This window comes from Rhizobium sp. UGM030330-04 (assembly GCF_003208455.1).
Classification (GTDB): Bacteria; Pseudomonadota; Alphaproteobacteria; order Rhizobiales; family Rhizobiaceae; genus Agrobacterium; species Agrobacterium rhizogenes_A.
The window spans coordinates 312,119-326,640 of sequence record NZ_QKML01000001.1; the positions used below are offsets into that span (position 1 = coordinate 312,119).

General features: G+C 59.8%; 13 protein-coding genes. 4 read left to right on the forward strand and 9 right to left on the reverse strand.

The window, feature by feature from the left end; translation table 11 throughout:
* Nucleotides 1-65: 65 nt before the first annotated feature.
* From mutS to sppA, 9 genes are all read right to left on the reverse strand, one after another.
* Nucleotides 66-2,717, reverse strand: coding sequence for a DNA mismatch repair protein MutS (mutS, locus tag N434_RS01540; RefSeq protein WP_110755952.1), 2,652 nt, complete (start codon nucleotides 2,715-2,717; stop codon nucleotides 66-68).
* Nucleotides 2,718-2,908: 191 nt separating this feature from the next.
* Nucleotides 2,909-3,790 carry a l-ornithine N(alpha)-acyltransferase gene (olsB, locus tag N434_RS01545; RefSeq protein ID WP_065114710.1) on the reverse strand — a complete coding sequence of 294 codons (882 nt, stop codon included), beginning with the start codon at nucleotides 3,788-3,790 and terminating at the stop codon, nucleotides 2,909-2,911.
* A 97-nt stretch (nucleotides 3,791-3,887) separates the two neighbouring features.
* Entirely contained in the window at nucleotides 3,888-6,134 is a 2,247-nt protein-coding gene (locus tag N434_RS01550; RefSeq protein ID WP_110755653.1) for a PAS domain-containing hybrid sensor histidine kinase/response regulator, read from the reverse strand.
* Nucleotides 6,135-6,189: 55 nt separating this feature from the next.
* Complete coding sequence (gene lspA, locus N434_RS01555; RefSeq protein ID WP_065114708.1) at nucleotides 6,190-6,678, reverse strand: signal peptidase II; 489 nt, start codon at nucleotides 6,676-6,678, stop codon at nucleotides 6,190-6,192.
* Nucleotides 6,678-7,538 carry a TrmH family RNA methyltransferase gene (locus N434_RS01560; protein ID WP_065114707.1) on the reverse strand — a complete coding sequence of 287 codons (861 nt, stop codon included), beginning with the start codon at nucleotides 7,536-7,538 and terminating at the stop codon, nucleotides 6,678-6,680. The genes lspA and N434_RS01560 overlap by 1 nt, the downstream gene beginning before the upstream one ends.
* Nucleotides 7,535-8,668: a class I SAM-dependent methyltransferase gene (locus N434_RS01565; RefSeq protein ID WP_110755953.1), complete on the reverse strand. Its 1,134-nt coding sequence runs from the start codon at nucleotides 8,666-8,668 to the stop codon at nucleotides 7,535-7,537. The genes N434_RS01560 and N434_RS01565 overlap by 4 nt, the downstream gene beginning before the upstream one ends.
* Before the next feature lie 92 nt (nucleotides 8,669-8,760).
* Entirely contained in the window at nucleotides 8,761-9,099 is a 339-nt protein-coding gene (locus N434_RS01570) for a LapA family protein (protein WP_065114705.1), read from the reverse strand.
* 64 nt (nucleotides 9,100-9,163) lie between these two features.
* Nucleotides 9,164-9,490, reverse strand: coding sequence for an integration host factor subunit beta (locus N434_RS01575; protein WP_262517148.1), 327 nt, complete (start codon nucleotides 9,488-9,490; stop codon nucleotides 9,164-9,166).
* A gap of 2 nt (nucleotides 9,491-9,492) precedes the next feature.
* Nucleotides 9,493-10,446, reverse strand: a complete 954-nt coding sequence (gene sppA / locus N434_RS01580) for a signal peptide peptidase SppA (RefSeq protein ID WP_110755655.1) — start codon at nucleotides 10,444-10,446, stop codon at nucleotides 9,493-9,495.
* A 247-nt stretch (nucleotides 10,447-10,693) separates the two neighbouring features.
* On the opposite strand from sppA, the gene lptC reads away from it, so the two are divergent.
* The 4 genes from lptC to rpoN all read left to right on the forward strand — a co-directional run bounded on the left by lptC (nucleotide 10,694) and on the right by rpoN (nucleotide 14,459).
* Complete coding sequence (gene lptC, locus N434_RS01585) at nucleotides 10,694-11,359, forward strand: LPS export ABC transporter periplasmic protein LptC (RefSeq protein ID WP_065114703.1); 666 nt, start codon at nucleotides 10,694-10,696, stop codon at nucleotides 11,357-11,359.
* A 13-nt stretch (nucleotides 11,360-11,372) separates the two neighbouring features.
* On the forward strand, nucleotides 11,373-11,936 hold the full coding sequence (locus tag N434_RS01590; RefSeq protein ID WP_065114702.1) for an LptA/OstA family protein: 564 nt from the start codon (nucleotides 11,373-11,375) through the stop codon (nucleotides 11,934-11,936).
* A 9-nt stretch (nucleotides 11,937-11,945) separates the two neighbouring features.
* A complete protein-coding gene (gene lptB / locus N434_RS01595) occupies nucleotides 11,946-12,755 on the forward strand; it encodes an LPS export ABC transporter ATP-binding protein (protein WP_065114701.1) in 810 nt (269 codons plus the stop codon).
* A gap of 153 nt (nucleotides 12,756-12,908) precedes the next feature.
* Nucleotides 12,909-14,459 (forward strand): RNA polymerase factor sigma-54, encoded by a 1,551-nt coding sequence (gene rpoN, locus N434_RS01600; RefSeq protein WP_065114700.1) that lies wholly within the window; start codon nucleotides 12,909-12,911, stop codon nucleotides 14,457-14,459.
* Nucleotides 14,460-14,522 lie beyond the last annotated feature (63 nt).

The following is a 14,522-nucleotide window of genomic DNA, read 5'->3' on the forward strand; positions in this document are numbered from 1 at the left end:
CCACCACTTGCGATGGGAGTGTCCTATAGCGAGTTTTAAAGGCGATGGACAGGCACTGTATCCCTTCAAGCCTTGCCAAGTTCTTTCTTCAACGCATAGAGCGCGTCCAATGCCTCACGCGGCGTCATTTCGTCGGGGTTGAAGCCTTTCAGAGCCTCCTCCACCTTCGATGGGCCGGCTTTGCGGGTTTCCTCGCGGCGGACGGCAATCTGGAACAGCGGCAGATCGTCGATCAGCTGGCTCGCCGGGTTCTTGCGGTCGGCATCTTCGAGCTTCGTCAGAACTTCGCGGGCGCGCTCCACAACCGATGCCGGAAGGCCAGCGAGACGCGCCACCTGAATACCGTAGGAACGATCCGCGGCACCCGGTCCGACCTCGTGCAGGAAGATGACGTCGCCTTCCCACTCCTTCACCCGCATCGTGGCATTGGAAAGGCGGCCGAGTTTTTCCGACAACACGGTCAGCTCATGGAAATGGGTGGCGAAGAGCCCGCGGCAACGATTGACCTCGTGCAGATGCTCCACCGCCGCCCAGGCGATCGAAAGCCCGTCAAAGGTTGCGGTACCTCGGCCGATCTCGTCCAGAATGACCAGCGAGCGATCCGTCGCCTGATTGAGAATGGCGGCGGTTTCCACCATTTCCACCATGAAGGTCGAGCGGCCGCGCGCCAGATCGTCCGATGCGCCGACACGGGAAAACAGCCGGTCGACAGTGCCTATATGGGCGGCTTCCGCCGGCACGAAGGAGCCGATCTGCGCAAGGATGGCGATCAGCGCATTCTGGCGCAGGAAGGTCGATTTACCGCCCATATTCGGGCCGGTCAGCAGCCAGATCGCACCATTCTTGCCACCGTCGACAGCCGATAGGTCGCAATTATTGGCGATGAAGGGTCCGACCGACTGCCGCCGCAGCGCCTGCTCCACCACCGGATGACGTCCGCCTTTGATCGCGAAAGTCATGGAGGCATCGACAATCGGGCGGCAATAGGCCTGCTCAGTCGCGAGATAGGCAAGGCTCGAGGCGACGTCGATCACCGCCAGCGCCAGCGCACCGGCCTTGATCGCCTCCGCCTGCTGCACCACGGCCTTGACCATACGCTCGAAGGCTTCCAGTTCCATGGTCAAAGCCTGCGCAGCAGCATTGGCGATGCGGCTTTCGAGATCGGCAAGCTCGGTGGTGGTGAAGCGCATGGCGCCCGCCATGGTCTGGCGGTGGATAAAGCGCGCCTTGGCCTCGTCCGTCGATGTCATCACATCGGCATTGCCCGCCGTGACCTCGATGAAATAACCCAGCACATTGTTGTGCTTGATCTTCAGCGACTTGATGCCGGTCTCATCGGCATATTTCAGTTGCAGCCCGGCAATCACCCGGCGCGACTGGTCGCGCAGCGCCCGCACCTCATCGAGTTCGGGATTGGCGCCTTCACGCAGGAAACCGCCGTCACGCTTCAGAAGCGGCAGATCGTCGGCCAGCATCGAGCCGAGCATGGCTTCCAGCCCACCGGGCAGGGCTTTCAAATCCGACAGCGCCGCCGCCAGCTCGTCCGGCAACAATCCCTGATCGAGAATGGCGGCAATCTTTTCGGCCGAAGCCAGCCCCTGCCTGATGGCACCGAGATCGCGCGGGCCGCCGCGCTCCAGCGCAAGGCGCGAAAGCGCACGCGGCATATCCGCAACCTGCTTCAGCGCATCGCGCAGGCCGTCGCACAGCGAAACGTCATCGATGAGATAGGCGACCGCATCGAGGCGGGCATTGATCTTTTCGGGATCGGTCAAGGGCGACATCAGCCGCTCCGCCAGAAGCCGCGCGCCGCCGCCGGTTACCGTGCGGTTCAAGGCATGCAGCAGCGATCCGTCCCTTTCCCCTGACAGCGTCTTCACCAGCTCCAGATTGGCGCGGGTGGCGGGATCGATGAAAAGCGTGGAGGCGGCACTCTCGCGCTCCGGCGCACCGAGCGGCGGACGCTCGGCGATCTGGGTCTTTTCGACATAGGCCACGGCGGCAGCGGCCGCCGCCAGTTCCACCCGCGAAAACGTGCCGAAACCATCGAGTGTCGAAACGTTGAAGTAACGGGCAATGCGCCCCTCCGCCGTGGCGCTGTCGAAAAGAATAGCCGGCTGCGGCACCGCCACACGGCCAAGCACATCGAATACCGGGCGCAATTCCTCGTCATGGAACAGGCTGTCGGCGACGATCAGCTCACGCGGATCAATGCGCCAGATATCGGCGAGAAGCCGCGTCAGCGTGGTTTCCGCCAGGCGGAAGACGCCGGTGGAGATATCGATCCAGGCGAGCGCGAACTGCGCCTCGGCACTGCCGCGAATGCGGGCAAGCGCCATCAGATAGTTGGATTCCGTTGGCGACAGCAGTTTCTCTTCTGTCAGCGTGCCGGGCGTGACGAGCCGCACCACATCACGCTTGACCACGGATTTCGATCCGCGCTTCTTGGCTTCCGCAGGGTCTTCAACCTGTTCGCAGACGGCGACGCGATAGCCACGCAGGATGAGCTTCTGGAGATAGTCGTCCGCCGCATGAACGGGAACGCCGCACATGGGAATATCAAACCCCATATGCTGGCCGCGTTTGGTCAGCGTGATGCCGAGAGCACGGGAGGCTTCGACCGCATCGTCGAAGAACAATTCGTAAAAATCGCCCATGCGGTAAAAGAGCAGCGAACCGGGATTGTTCGCCTTGATCTCGATATATTGCTCCATCATCGGAGTGGCCGAAGCGCGGCTCTCCTCCGTGATCAGGGAAGCGGTTGTCAGAACGTCCGTCAATGGCCTGCCGATGTCATATCGTGTTGCGGAAAACGAGCGCCGACACTAACGGCAATGCCCTCCCCAAGACAACACGCACGTCACGGCTGCCCACAGGAACATCCCGCAAGGTCAGGCATCGAAACCGATCAGCCGTTGATGCGCTCGGCCTCGCCGCCGTAGTAGCTGATGTAGCGGCCGGCAATGGAAGAGACCGGCAGGACCACGAGAACATCCGTCGTGTTGAAAGCATGATCCACCACGGCGCCGGAGCCGAACATGGCGCCAAGGCGCATATAGCCCTTGATGAGCGGCGGCATGGCGTTCAACGCCTTGCGGGTATTCAGCGCCTCCGCCGGCATCAGGTCCATCTCGTGGTAAAGCTCGGGAAGCGCGGAGGCCTCCCACTCACCCTTTGCAACGCAATTATGATGCAGGAAGGAAAGCGCCAGCGCATGGGTTTCCGGCTGCACGCCGGGAAAGGAGGCGCAACCGATCATGGCGTCCATGCGGTGCTTGACGGCATAGGCCCAGTTGCCCTGCCACAGAAGCTCGACTGTGCGCTTGGTGCGATATTCCGGCAATACGCAGGAACGGCCAAGCTCCATGAAACGCTTGCCCGGATGGCGCGCGACGAGCCCGGCAATGTCGAATTCGCTGGCGGAATAAAAACCATTATTGGCGAGCGCCGTTTCCTGCCGCAACAGACGGTAGGTGCCGACGATCTGGTCCTCGCTGTCACCTTCGATCGCCTTGTCGAGTACGAGCAGATGGTCGCAGACACTGTCCCACGCGTCGATGTCGCGCTTGCGGCGCATCGCTTCAGCGGGAAGGCGCGCGTTCATCTCCTCAACGAAGACCCGGTAACGCACGGATTGCGCGGCATCGATCTCGCGGTCATTTCGCGCGAGCCGTGTTTCCAGTGTACCGATACGACCGAAAAGACCCTCATTGTCCTGAGCTGCCTCAGGGCGCGGGCTAATGACAACATTGTTTTCACAAATGTCGTGATTGAAGATTTCGGCAACCATGGGGAATCGCTCCGCCACCAAAGAATTTTCCTGTCATAAATCACTAATTGACGACAGAATAGTGACAAAATGCCGACAGTGCCAGTCTGTCAAGCTATTATGAGGAAAGGCGTTTCGCCGTCAGCAGGCGGCGGATTTCCTCCACCAGTCGTCTGGGGTCGGCGGGCTTGGCCAAAACCGCACCTGCACCGGCCTTCAGGAGCATTTCGGCCGTCTGCGCACCGGCATCCCCGCTGAGGACTATGACGGGAATATTTCGGTCACCCTCCAGCGTGCCGAGAAGCTCCGGCAGCACCTCCAGCCCCTCACCGCCTGGCATATTGAGGTCCGAGATGACAAGGTGCGGCAGGTGAGACGCATCCGATGCCATCGACTGCCGCAGGGATTGAAAATTATCGACCGTACGGACGGTATAGCCGCTCTTTTCCAGAACGGCGCGAATGATGCGGGCATTAACGGCATCATCCTCGGCCACGAGAATGTCGATACCGCTTGCCCCTTCCTTCAGCCGCGACGAAAAACCCACATCCGGGTGGTTGTCGTTGAGGGCGTCGCGGCGCTCTATGCCACGCAGGCGGCCGCAAAGGACATCGATCAGTGATTTTTCGCGCAGCGGCCGGATCAGCCATGCGTCAAAAGACACATGCATGGTCGAAGGCCGTTCTTCCGGGCTGACCAGCAGCGTACGGCGAACATTCTGCTGCGGCCAATCCTTCAGGGCGTCCCTGAACAGGGGAGAAACGCGACGGTCGACGATGATGTCGGTGAGATCGGCGTTCTGGTGAGACGCCTCGCTCTTTAGCTTCTGCAAATCTTCCGGCTGATGGATGAGAACACATTTGCCGCCAAAGGCCTCGATAGCCTCCATCGTCACCGCCGCAGCCACACCCTTTGGCGCGATGAGCAGGACGTTCGTGTGCTGCAGGCAATGGCGACGACCCGGATCCGGCATTGCGGCAGGCGCGCCACCCGGGCGGAACGACAGCGTGAAGATGCTGCCCCTGCCCCTGCGGCTCGAAACCGTGAGGCTGCCGCCGAATTCCCGCACGATACGGGCGGAAATCGCAAGCCCGAGGCCTGTGCCGGCGCTTCGCTGCGACATCGGGCCTGCCTGCTCGAATTCGCCGAAGATACGCGCCTGTTCCGCTTCGTTCATGCCCGGACCGGTATCTTCGACGGTGATCTGCAATTGACCGTTGGCCATGCGCGCACGGATGACGACCCCGCCTTCCCGCGTGAACTTGACGGCATTTCCGAGGAGATTGAACAGGACCTGACGCAGTCTTGCCGGATCGAAATCGAGATAATCGGGCACATCCGGGGTTACGAAAGAGGTGATTTCTATACCTTTTTCATGGGCGCGATGCGCCAGCATCTCGACAATGCTCTCGATCAGCCGGCGCAGGTTCTCTGCACGCGGATTGAGCTTGAAGCGACCCGCTTCCATGGTCGAATAATCCAGCAGATCCTCGACCAGCTGCACCAGGGACTGGCCGGACTGCTTCATACCGTCGAGATAGTTGCGCTGCTCGTCGTTGAGCCGCGTTTGCGACAGAAGATGGTTCATGCCCAGCATGCCGGACAGCGGCAGGCGGATTTCATGGCTTACCGTGGCAAGCAGCCGCGCCTTTTCAGCATCGGCCTTTTCGGCGCGCAGCCGGGCGTCTTCCCTTTCGGCAAGCGCAAGCCGCTCCTCGGTCACATCCCGGGCAATGCTGCTGATAAGAAGACGGCTGCTTGCCAGATCGCGGGTTACGACATCGTGCCAGGAAAATATACGCTGGCCGAAAGGGGTGGCGATTTCCACGTCATAGGCATGGACCTTGTCGCCCGGACGGAAGGCGATGCCGATTTCCTCGCAGCTCAATCCCTCCGGCACCGAGCATCCCGTCATTTCACAAAAGACGCGGTTCGCCTCGACGATGCGCCGGTCCATATTTCGGATCACGACGATGTCGCCCATGGACTCCTGCATCTCGGCGATCAGCGAACGGTTTTGCGTCCGCCGCAGCCGAACCTCCGAATAGTCCGCGGACAGCGCGCCTCGATGCCAGCCAGTTTTTCCGAACAGCGCATAAAGAAGAACACCGACGAGCACGGCGCCAAAGAAAGAGGCCAGTGCGACCGTGACCGCGTAGGGCACGGCAAGCGCGATCAGCGCGGCGGAAAACGCACCCACCGACAATGAAACCGCGACATACAGGGCAATCGGCCCCGAAGCGATTTCGGGTTCGGAGGCGGCATGATGCCTTGCTGCATCGGCGCGGTCTCCCGGCTGCACCGCCACAGACGCCAGCCCAAGACCCTCTGAAACTCTTTCCCGAAGTTTTGCCAGTTCGCTCATATCCAACCGCTACCATGACAGCGGTTTTGATATGTTTGGCCCAAACCCTAAAATTTTACTTTTTGGCCGCCCGGGCGTGCAGAAACTCGTCAAGAATGACGCAAGCCGCACCGATGGTTATGAAACTGTCGGCGAGATTGAAGACCGCGAAGGACCATGTCGGCGTGTGAAACAGGATGTAGTCGATGACATGTCCGTAAAAAAACCGGTCGAGAAGATTGCCGGCCGCACCCGCAATGATGAAGGCAAAGCCGAGATGGGCGAAGGTACGGTCCGCCGCCGTCTTGCGCCACAGCCACAGAACGAAGACCACGATGACGAGCCGCATGCTGACGATGAACCAGCCCTGCATGTCCGACAGCATCGAAAATGCGACGCCGAGATTATAGGTCCGGTAAAGCGCCAGAAACGGCACCACTGGCACCATCTCCTGCAGTGGCAGATAGGCTTCCACCAGTTGCTTGACGATCTGGTCCAGCACCAGTGCGGCGACGATCAGTGCAAGAGCCGGGCCGAATTTCGAAAACAGTGCCGCTTTGGCCATTACTTCACCGGAGCAAGTTCGAGGAGATGTCGCCGCGCTTCGAACAACATGACGGCGGTTGCGATGGCGAGATTGAGGCTGTCGGCGCGGCCCTGCTGGGGGATGCGCGCCAGCTGATCGGCCTTGCCGGCCAGTTCCGGCGGCAGGCCGGATTGCTCGTTACCCATCAAAAGCACGACCGGCTTGCCGGCATAATCGATTTTTCGATAATCCACCGAACCGGCAAGATGGGTGGCGACGACACTGACCTGCGCCGATTTTTTCCAGGACAGGAATTCCTCAACCGAGGCGCGGGCCACGGGCATGGCGAAGACCGAACCCATGGTGGCACGAACGGTTTCCAACGAGAAGGGATCGGTACAGTCGCCGACCAGAATGACGCCCGAGGCGCCAGCCGCATCGGCGGTGCGGATGATGGTGCCGAGATTACCGGGATCGCGCACCCGGTCGAGCGCGATATAGGTCTCGCCCTTTTCCGGACGGATATCCTTCAGCGGCTTCCATTTCTGTTCAAAGATGCCGACGACCATCTGCGGATTGTCGCGGCGGGTGATCGAGGCAATGACCTTTTCGCTGACTTCGAGCACCAGGCCACCTGACGCGACTGTCTTCACCGCCGCCTGCTCCACCAGCGGCTTGCCCTTGGCGGCCTTGGCATAAACCAGCGTCTTGATGGTCCAGCCGAGTTCGAGCGCATCGATGACCAGCTTCAGGCCTTCCGCCATGAAGGTGCCGGTCTCTTCCCTGCCCTTTTTCTGGCTGAGCGCCTTGATGTCCTTGATGATGGGATTGGCGAGGCTGGTCACTTCCTTGACCTGGCCAACCCGGCGCGTCGTGTTTTCGCGCATATCCTTCGTCATTTCGGCTCCCAACGGCTGAACAGCGAGGTGGAAAGCACCCGGCCCGGCGTCTTGCCGTCAAGCCCGGCCTCGCGAATGACCAATTCGCCGGATGCGACAACACCACCGGCGCCGCGCATGGTCTCGCGCATCAGCTCATGCATCGAATAGAAGCTGGCCCTGATGGAATAGGCGGTCAGCACCAGACCGAGCGCCCTGGGCGACAGGATTTCCCGGCAGATATCCAGCATCAGCGGCAGGTGGTCGAACAATTGCCAGACTTCACCATGGGTGCCGCGGCCGAATTTCGGCGGGTCGGTGAGGATGATGTCGTAGCTGTTGCCGCGGCGTTCCTCACGCTGGATGAATTTCATCGCGTCTTCGCAGATCCAGCGGATCGGTGCCTGTTCGAGCCCGGCGAGCGCCTGATTTTCCTTCGCCCAGCCGATCGCCTTCTTGGAGGCGTCGACATGGGTGACTTCAGCGCCGGCCGCCGCCGCGACCAGCGAGGCGACCCCGGTATAACCGAAGAGGTTCAGCACCTTCAGCGGCCGGTCAGCCGTCTCGATGGCATGTTTCAGCCATTCCCAATGCACGATCTGTTCCGGGAAGACGCCGACATGCCGGAAAGCCGTGAAGCGGCCCAGAAATTCGACGCCGAGCAGAGACAGGGGCCAGGTCTCACCCAGCGCCGCCTTGGGAAAACGCCAGCGGCCCATGCCGTCCTCATCCGTGTCGCCGGTAAAGACAGCGTCGGCATTCTGCCACACGCGATCGGGAACCGAAGGTTTCCACAGCGCTTGCGCCTCGGGACGGACGACGCGGTAGTCGCCGTATTGTTCGAGCTTCAGACCATTCCCGCTGTCGATCAGGTGAAAATCGCCCGCGCCGCTCGATTCCAGAATGACCGGAACCTGTTCTGCGGGCAGTTCGCCTGTGCGCTCCTTGAGGGGCCGCACGGGCACCTGCTCAACCGCGGGCGCTACGCTGACCCTTTCTTTAGACGAAGGCTTCGGCACGCTGCGCACGGCATCCGGCTCGCGCTTTTTCGGCGCTGAATCCGGTCGGCGTGCCGGCTTTGCGGCATGAACCTGTTTTTTCTCGCTCCCGGCACGCGCACGATTGCCCGGCCGGCTGTCTTTTTTCTTCAATGGAAATCTTTCCGCTTCTGCCCGCGTCTTATGGCGCAGCAAATAGCATTCCACGCGTCGCTCGCCTAGAGCCGGAACGAATGTCGGCTACATCACTTTGCCGGGAGCTGTCCCGCATGCGGAAGCTGCGCGGTTGCCGCCGCCTTCTGGCGGTTCGCCTCATCATGCCAGCGGACGGCCTCTTTCGCTTCGATACGGGCGCGCTTGCGATGTTTGCCCTGCGCAAACCATGTGGCCGCAGATCCCAGCAGCACGCCAAAAATCACCGCCAGAAACAGGAAGACGAAAAACGGCGCGGTGAAGGACAAAACACTGTCCTCCCGGAAGGGATTGAGCGCAAGCGTCACCGCCTGGCGGTTGGCCACGCACAGGATGATGAGGATTATCGCCAGCGGAAGCAGGATGATGAGGTTGATGATTTTTTTCGACATCCGACAATACTCCATCGCTGCGGGTGTTCCGCCGGCCTCGTCAGTGGCCAAGCGTCAAGAACGATCAATCGTCCTCTTCGTCACCCATACCGGGGTTCAGGCGCTCACGCAGTTCCTTGCCCGTCTTGAAGAAAGGCACCCATTTTTCCTCGACGAAAACCGACTCACCCGTACGCGGGTTCCGCCCGGAGCGGGACGGACGGTTTTTCACCGAAAATGCGCCGAAGCCACGAAGCTCGACGCGGTTTCCTGCCGCCAGGGCATCGGTGATTTCATCCAGCACCGCATTGACGATGTTTTCCACGTCACGGTGATAAAGGTGCGGGTTACGCGCAGCAACAATCTGCACCAGTTCAGACTTGATCACGGTTGCCCCCTGAAAGGATTGGATTTTTAACGCGGCTCAACCTGCCAAACGGAAACAAGACCGTCAAGAAACAACTTGTCCGCACCGAGCTGGCCAGGTCCCGCAAAGGGAATTAAATCGTCATATCCCAGAAACTTCGCTATTTGCGCAACACTGAAAAGCGAAAAAGGCGAACGGGACGACGGCGCACGCCATTCGACGATCGGCAAATCCTTGGCGACACCGCGTGTTTCGAAATAACCGCGAATTTCCTTTTCACCGCCCAGCGTATCGACCAGCCTGTTGGCAAGAGCCTGTCGGCCGGTGAAAATCGATCCGTCCGCCAGCTTCAGCACATCCTCGCGCGGCAGCTTGCGGCGATCGGCCACAAGGTCAACGAACCAGCCGTAGCTGTCCATCACCATGGCGCGGATCATCGTCTTCGCTTCTTCCGGCGCCTCATGGAACGGCGAGGGCTCGGCCTTCAGGGGCGAAGACTTGATTTCCTGCAGCGAGACGCCGAGCTTGTCCATCAGCTGGCCAAGCTGGGGATATTGAAAGATCACGCCGATCGAGCCGGTGATCGAGGTTTCGCCGGCAACAATGACATCGCCGGCCGATGCGATCATATAGCCGGCGGAGGCGGCCAGCGTGCGGACATCGGAGACAACGGGCTTCTTTTCGGCCACGCCGCGAAGGGCCTTGAATATGCGCTCCCCACCATAGGTGGTGCCGCCGGGCGAGGAAATCGACACGATCAGCCCTTTGACATTGTCGCTCCTGGCGATCTTGTCGAGCCGTTCCAGAAGTTCGGTATTGTCCTGGATCAGACCGGAAATCTCGACACGGGCAATGTGTGGTCTGGCGCTTTGCTGCGGCCTGTCCCACAAAAACTGGTAGAGACCGAAGGCGCCGGCGACGAGCAGGAAAACAGCGGCAATCCGCCAGAAAGTCAGCTTGCGGCGCAATCGCCTGCGATCCGCTATCGCCATATTATCCATTGAAAACCTCTGCCATCCGGCCTTATGACACCACCCTGCCTCACGGCCATATGGTTCTTCTAGCGCGAAGCCGCAAGGAAACAATAAGGAAACCAGAATTACGATAAAATTCGCATTTCCCTTGCACCTTTCCAGACAAAAACCATATTGGCAGGACAAAGCACTCGTGCCAAACACATTACGATAAACATACAAGCTTCAATTGCGCGCCAGAATGGCGCCCAGGAAGTTTTCCGGATCCACTCTTATGCTTGAAAGACTCCGCGAACCCGCGCCAGCATTTTCGCTGCCCCATGACCAGAACGGCGCCTACGAGCGCGCGCTCAGGCATTCCGCGCGCGTGAAGCGGCTGAAAATCATCCTGCCGCTTGGCGCGGCGGTCATTTCGCTCGCCTTCATCGCCGTTTCGGTTATCCGAACCTGGGCGCCCGACGAGGTTTCGCTGGAAAGCGCGAGGATCGAAGACGGCAAGATCGTGATGGAAAAACCCGCCGTCGCGGGCCGCAACGAGAAGGGGATCGATTACTCCATGAACGCCGACCGTGCGTTGCAGGATATCGCCAACCCCAACCTCATGACGCTTGAGAAGGTTCTGGCCGCCGTTCCGGTCAATGACAGTGTCGCGCAGGTGATCGCCAAGGAAGGCATTTTTGACCGCGCCACCAATACGCTGAAGATGACGGCCCCTTTTGACATCAATCTCAGCAATGGCATACAAGCGAAGTTCCAGTCCGCGGACGTCGATCTCAAGGCCGGAAAAATGAGCAGCAAGGAGCCCGTTTCGATCAAAACAAACGACGGCTCGATTGTTGCGCAATCGATTGATATCGCCGATAATGGCAAGACGATTACATTTTCGGGGCAGGTACGGGCACGTATCGCTGCATCCAATATCAAAAATGAAGGCAAGTGAGAGCCCGGTCCAGATGATGCAAATTTCCCGTCCCGTTTCCCTTGGCAGATCCGCAGGCTTCGCAGCCGCAAGTCTTTTTCTTTCGTGTCTTGCAACCGTGGCTTTCGCGCAGAACACCACGAGCAACATGCAGGGCGTCAAGCTCTCCGGCGATCAGCCGATCGCGATTGAAAGCGACCAGCTCGAAATCCGTGATCAGGAGCGCAAGGCCTATTTCACCGGCAATGTGAAGGTCGTGCAGGGCACAACCACGCTTCAGGCCGGCAAGATGACGGTCAACTACAAGGGCGAGGGTTCTTCGCTCACCAGCGGCGACGCCAATATCGAAAAGATATTCGTCGACAATAATGTCTATCTGACCTCCGAGACCCAGAAGGCCACCGCGGATCACGGCGAATTCGACATGGCGGCGCAGACCTTCATTCTGACGGGCAAGCAGGTCGTCCTGTCCGAGGGCACGAATGTCTTCACTGGCTGCAAGCTGACCGTCCTGATGAATACGGGACAGGCCAAGCTCGAAAGCTGTGGCGGCCCTGTCCGGATCATGCTCGATCCGAAATCGCAGAAAAAACAGTAGTCTTTTCTCGTGAAGATACCCTCGATCTCAAAAATTCTTGGCGGCGGGCGTGATCCTTCCGCGGAAGCTGCCTCACCGGCCGACAAGGCCCGTTATGAAGGCACGCTGATCGCCCATGGCCTGACGAAGACCTACAACACCCGCCGGGTGGTCAATGGCGTGTCGCTGGTCGTGCGCCGCGGAGAGGCGGTGGGGCTGCTCGGTCCGAACGGCGCGGGCAAGACCACCTGTTTTTACATGATCACCGGTCTCGTGCCTGTCGATAGCGGCAAGATCGCCATCAACGGCAACGACGTCACCACCATGCCTATGTACAGGCGTGCGCGTCTCGGCGTCGGTTATCTGCCGCAGGAAGCCTCGATCTTCCGGGGGCTGACGGTCGAGGAGAATATCCGCGCCGTACTGGAGGTCCATGAGCCCGACAGCACCAAGCGCAGTCGCAAGCTCGATGAGCTTCTGGAAGAGTTCCACATTGCCCAGCTGCGCAAGTCCCCGGCAGTCGCACTGTCGGGCGGTGAGCGGCGGCGTCTGGAAATCGCACGTGCGCTGGCGACTGATCCGACCTTCATGCTGCTCGATGAGCCTTTTGCCGGTGTCGACCCGATTTCCGTCAGCGACATCCAGAATCTCGTCCGGCACCTGACTGCGCGCGGGATCGGCGTTCTCATTACCGACCACAATGTCCGCGAAACGCTCGGCCTCATCGATCGCGCCTACATCATCCACGCCGGCGAGGTTCTGACCCACGGCCGCGCGGACGATATCGTCAACAATCCGGATGTACGCCGCCTCTATCTCGGCAATAATTTCAGCCTTTAAGACACCGGGCGCGAAAGATTCTTCATCGCGCCCCGTGCTGACGCTTGACCAAACAAGATAAAAAAGCAATTTTTGGGCCAAGTTTCTTTGCCTTCTCAAAATTTATGAAAACTGTGGCAATGGAGAAGCTTTAAAGGGAGTTTCGCGTCCGCCATGGCGTTATCTGCCAGCCTTTTGCTGCGTCAAAACCAGTCTCTCGTGATGACACCGCAACTGATGCAGTCCATCCAGCTGCTTCAGATGACGCATTTCGAGCTGACGCAGTTCATTGCGCAGGAGGTGGAACGCAATCCGCTGCTTGAAATTGCGGCAAACGACAGCGATTTGGGCGCAGACAGCCCAGCGGATGCAGAGAATTTTGGCGACACCGACGGCGAAGGGCCGGACAGGGCCGCCGCAGTGACGGCCGACAGCGACGACTGGTACGGCGATCGGGCCGCAAATCTTGGAGAGCAGCTCGATACCAGCTTCGAAAATGTTTTTCCTGATGATGCCGAGCCGAGAAAGGCCGATGCTCCCGAACTGGCAAGCCAGTGGAAATCCATGCCCGGACAGGAGTCCGGTGAAAGCTATGATCTCGATGATTTCGTCGCCGCAAAACAGAGCCTTGGCGACCATCTCAATCAGCAATTGCCACTGGCCATTTCGTCCGCCGAAGACAGAATGATCGCCGATGCGCTGATCGGCCAACTTGATGAGACCGGCTATATCGCGGCAGATGCCGTCGATGATGTCGCCGAACGGCTGGGGGCTGCGCCATCCACGGTAGAGCAGGTTCTGAAGACACTTCAGGGGTTTGATCCCCCCGGCGTGTTCTCCCGCTCGCTGAGCGAATGTCTGGCAATCCAGCTCGCCCAGAAGGACCGGCTCGACCCTGCCATGCGGGCTTTTATCGACAATCTGGAGCTTCTGGCGAAACGGGATTTCGCTGCCCTGAAAAAACTCTGCGGCGTCGATGAGGAGGACCTTCTCGACATGCTGGCGGAAATCCGCACGCTCAACCCACGTCCCGGCGCAGGTTACGATTCGGCGGTTTCAGAGACGATTGTCCCTGACATCATCGTGCGCCCCTCCTCCGCCGGCGGCTGGCTGGTGGAAATCAATCCCGAGACCCTGCCGCGTGTGCTCATCAACCAGAGCTATTTCGCCGAAGTATCGAAACACAAGGCCCGTGCCGGAGAGGATCAGGATTTCCTTGCCGAGTGCATGCAGACAGCCCACTGGCTGACCCGCAGCCTCGACCAGCGGGCCCGGACGATCATGAAGGTGGCGACCGAAATCGTACGCCAGCAGGATGCCTTCCTCGTCCATGGTGTCGACCACCTGCGCCCGCTGAACCTCAAGACGGTGGCAGAGGCCATCAAGATGCACGAATCCACCGTCAGCCGGGTAACGTCGAAGAAATACATGCTGACGCCGCGCGGGCTGTTCGAGCTTAAATATTTCTTCAGTGTCTCCATCAGCGCCGTCGAAGGCGGCGACAGCCATTCGGCCGAAGCGGTGCGTCACCGCATCAAGGCGATGATTGCGCAGGAATCGGCTGACGCCGTGCTTTCCGATGACGATATCGTCGACAATCTGAAGAAAAGCGGCGTTGATCTCGCCCGCCGCACCGTCGCAAAATATCGTGAGGCGATGAACATCCCCTCCTCCGTGCAGAGGCGCCGGGAAAAGAAAGCGCTCGCCAAGCTGTCAGCCTTCTGAAGCGGCAGGCTCGATCACGTTTGGGGCGCTTTTTTGCCGCACCATTGACTCTTATCACGTCAG

Excerpts from the sequence above, each read along its gene's own strand:
- mutS (WP_110755952.1), bottom strand. The coding sequence starts at position 2,717 with ATGATGGAGCAATATATCGAGATCAAGGCGAACAATCCCGGTTCGCTG.
- N434_RS01570 (WP_065114705.1), bottom strand. The coding sequence starts at position 9,099 with ATGTCGAAAAAAATCATCAACCTCATCATCCTGCTTCCGCTGGCGATA.
- rpoN (WP_065114700.1), top strand. The coding sequence starts at position 12,909 with ATGGCGTTATCTGCCAGCCTTTTGCTGCGTCAAAACCAGTCTCTCGTG.
- N434_RS01590 (WP_065114702.1), top strand. The coding sequence starts at position 11,373 with ATGATGCAAATTTCCCGTCCCGTTTCCCTTGGCAGATCCGCAGGCTTC.
- N434_RS01550 (WP_110755653.1), bottom strand. The coding sequence starts at position 6,134 with ATGAGCGAACTGGCAAAACTTCGGGAAAGAGTTTCAGAGGGTCTTGGG.
- sppA (WP_110755655.1), bottom strand. The coding sequence starts at position 10,446 with ATGGATAATATGGCGATAGCGGATCGCAGGCGATTGCGCCGCAAGCTG.
- N434_RS01560 (WP_065114707.1), bottom strand. The coding sequence starts at position 7,538 with ATGACGAAGGATATGCGCGAAAACACGACGCGCCGGGTTGGCCAGGTC.
- olsB (WP_065114710.1), bottom strand. The coding sequence starts at position 3,790 with ATGGTTGCCGAAATCTTCAATCACGACATTTGTGAAAACAATGTTGTC.
- lptC (WP_065114703.1), top strand. The coding sequence starts at position 10,694 with ATGCTTGAAAGACTCCGCGAACCCGCGCCAGCATTTTCGCTGCCCCAT.
- lspA (WP_065114708.1), bottom strand. The coding sequence starts at position 6,678 with ATGGCCAAAGCGGCACTGTTTTCGAAATTCGGCCCGGCTCTTGCACTG.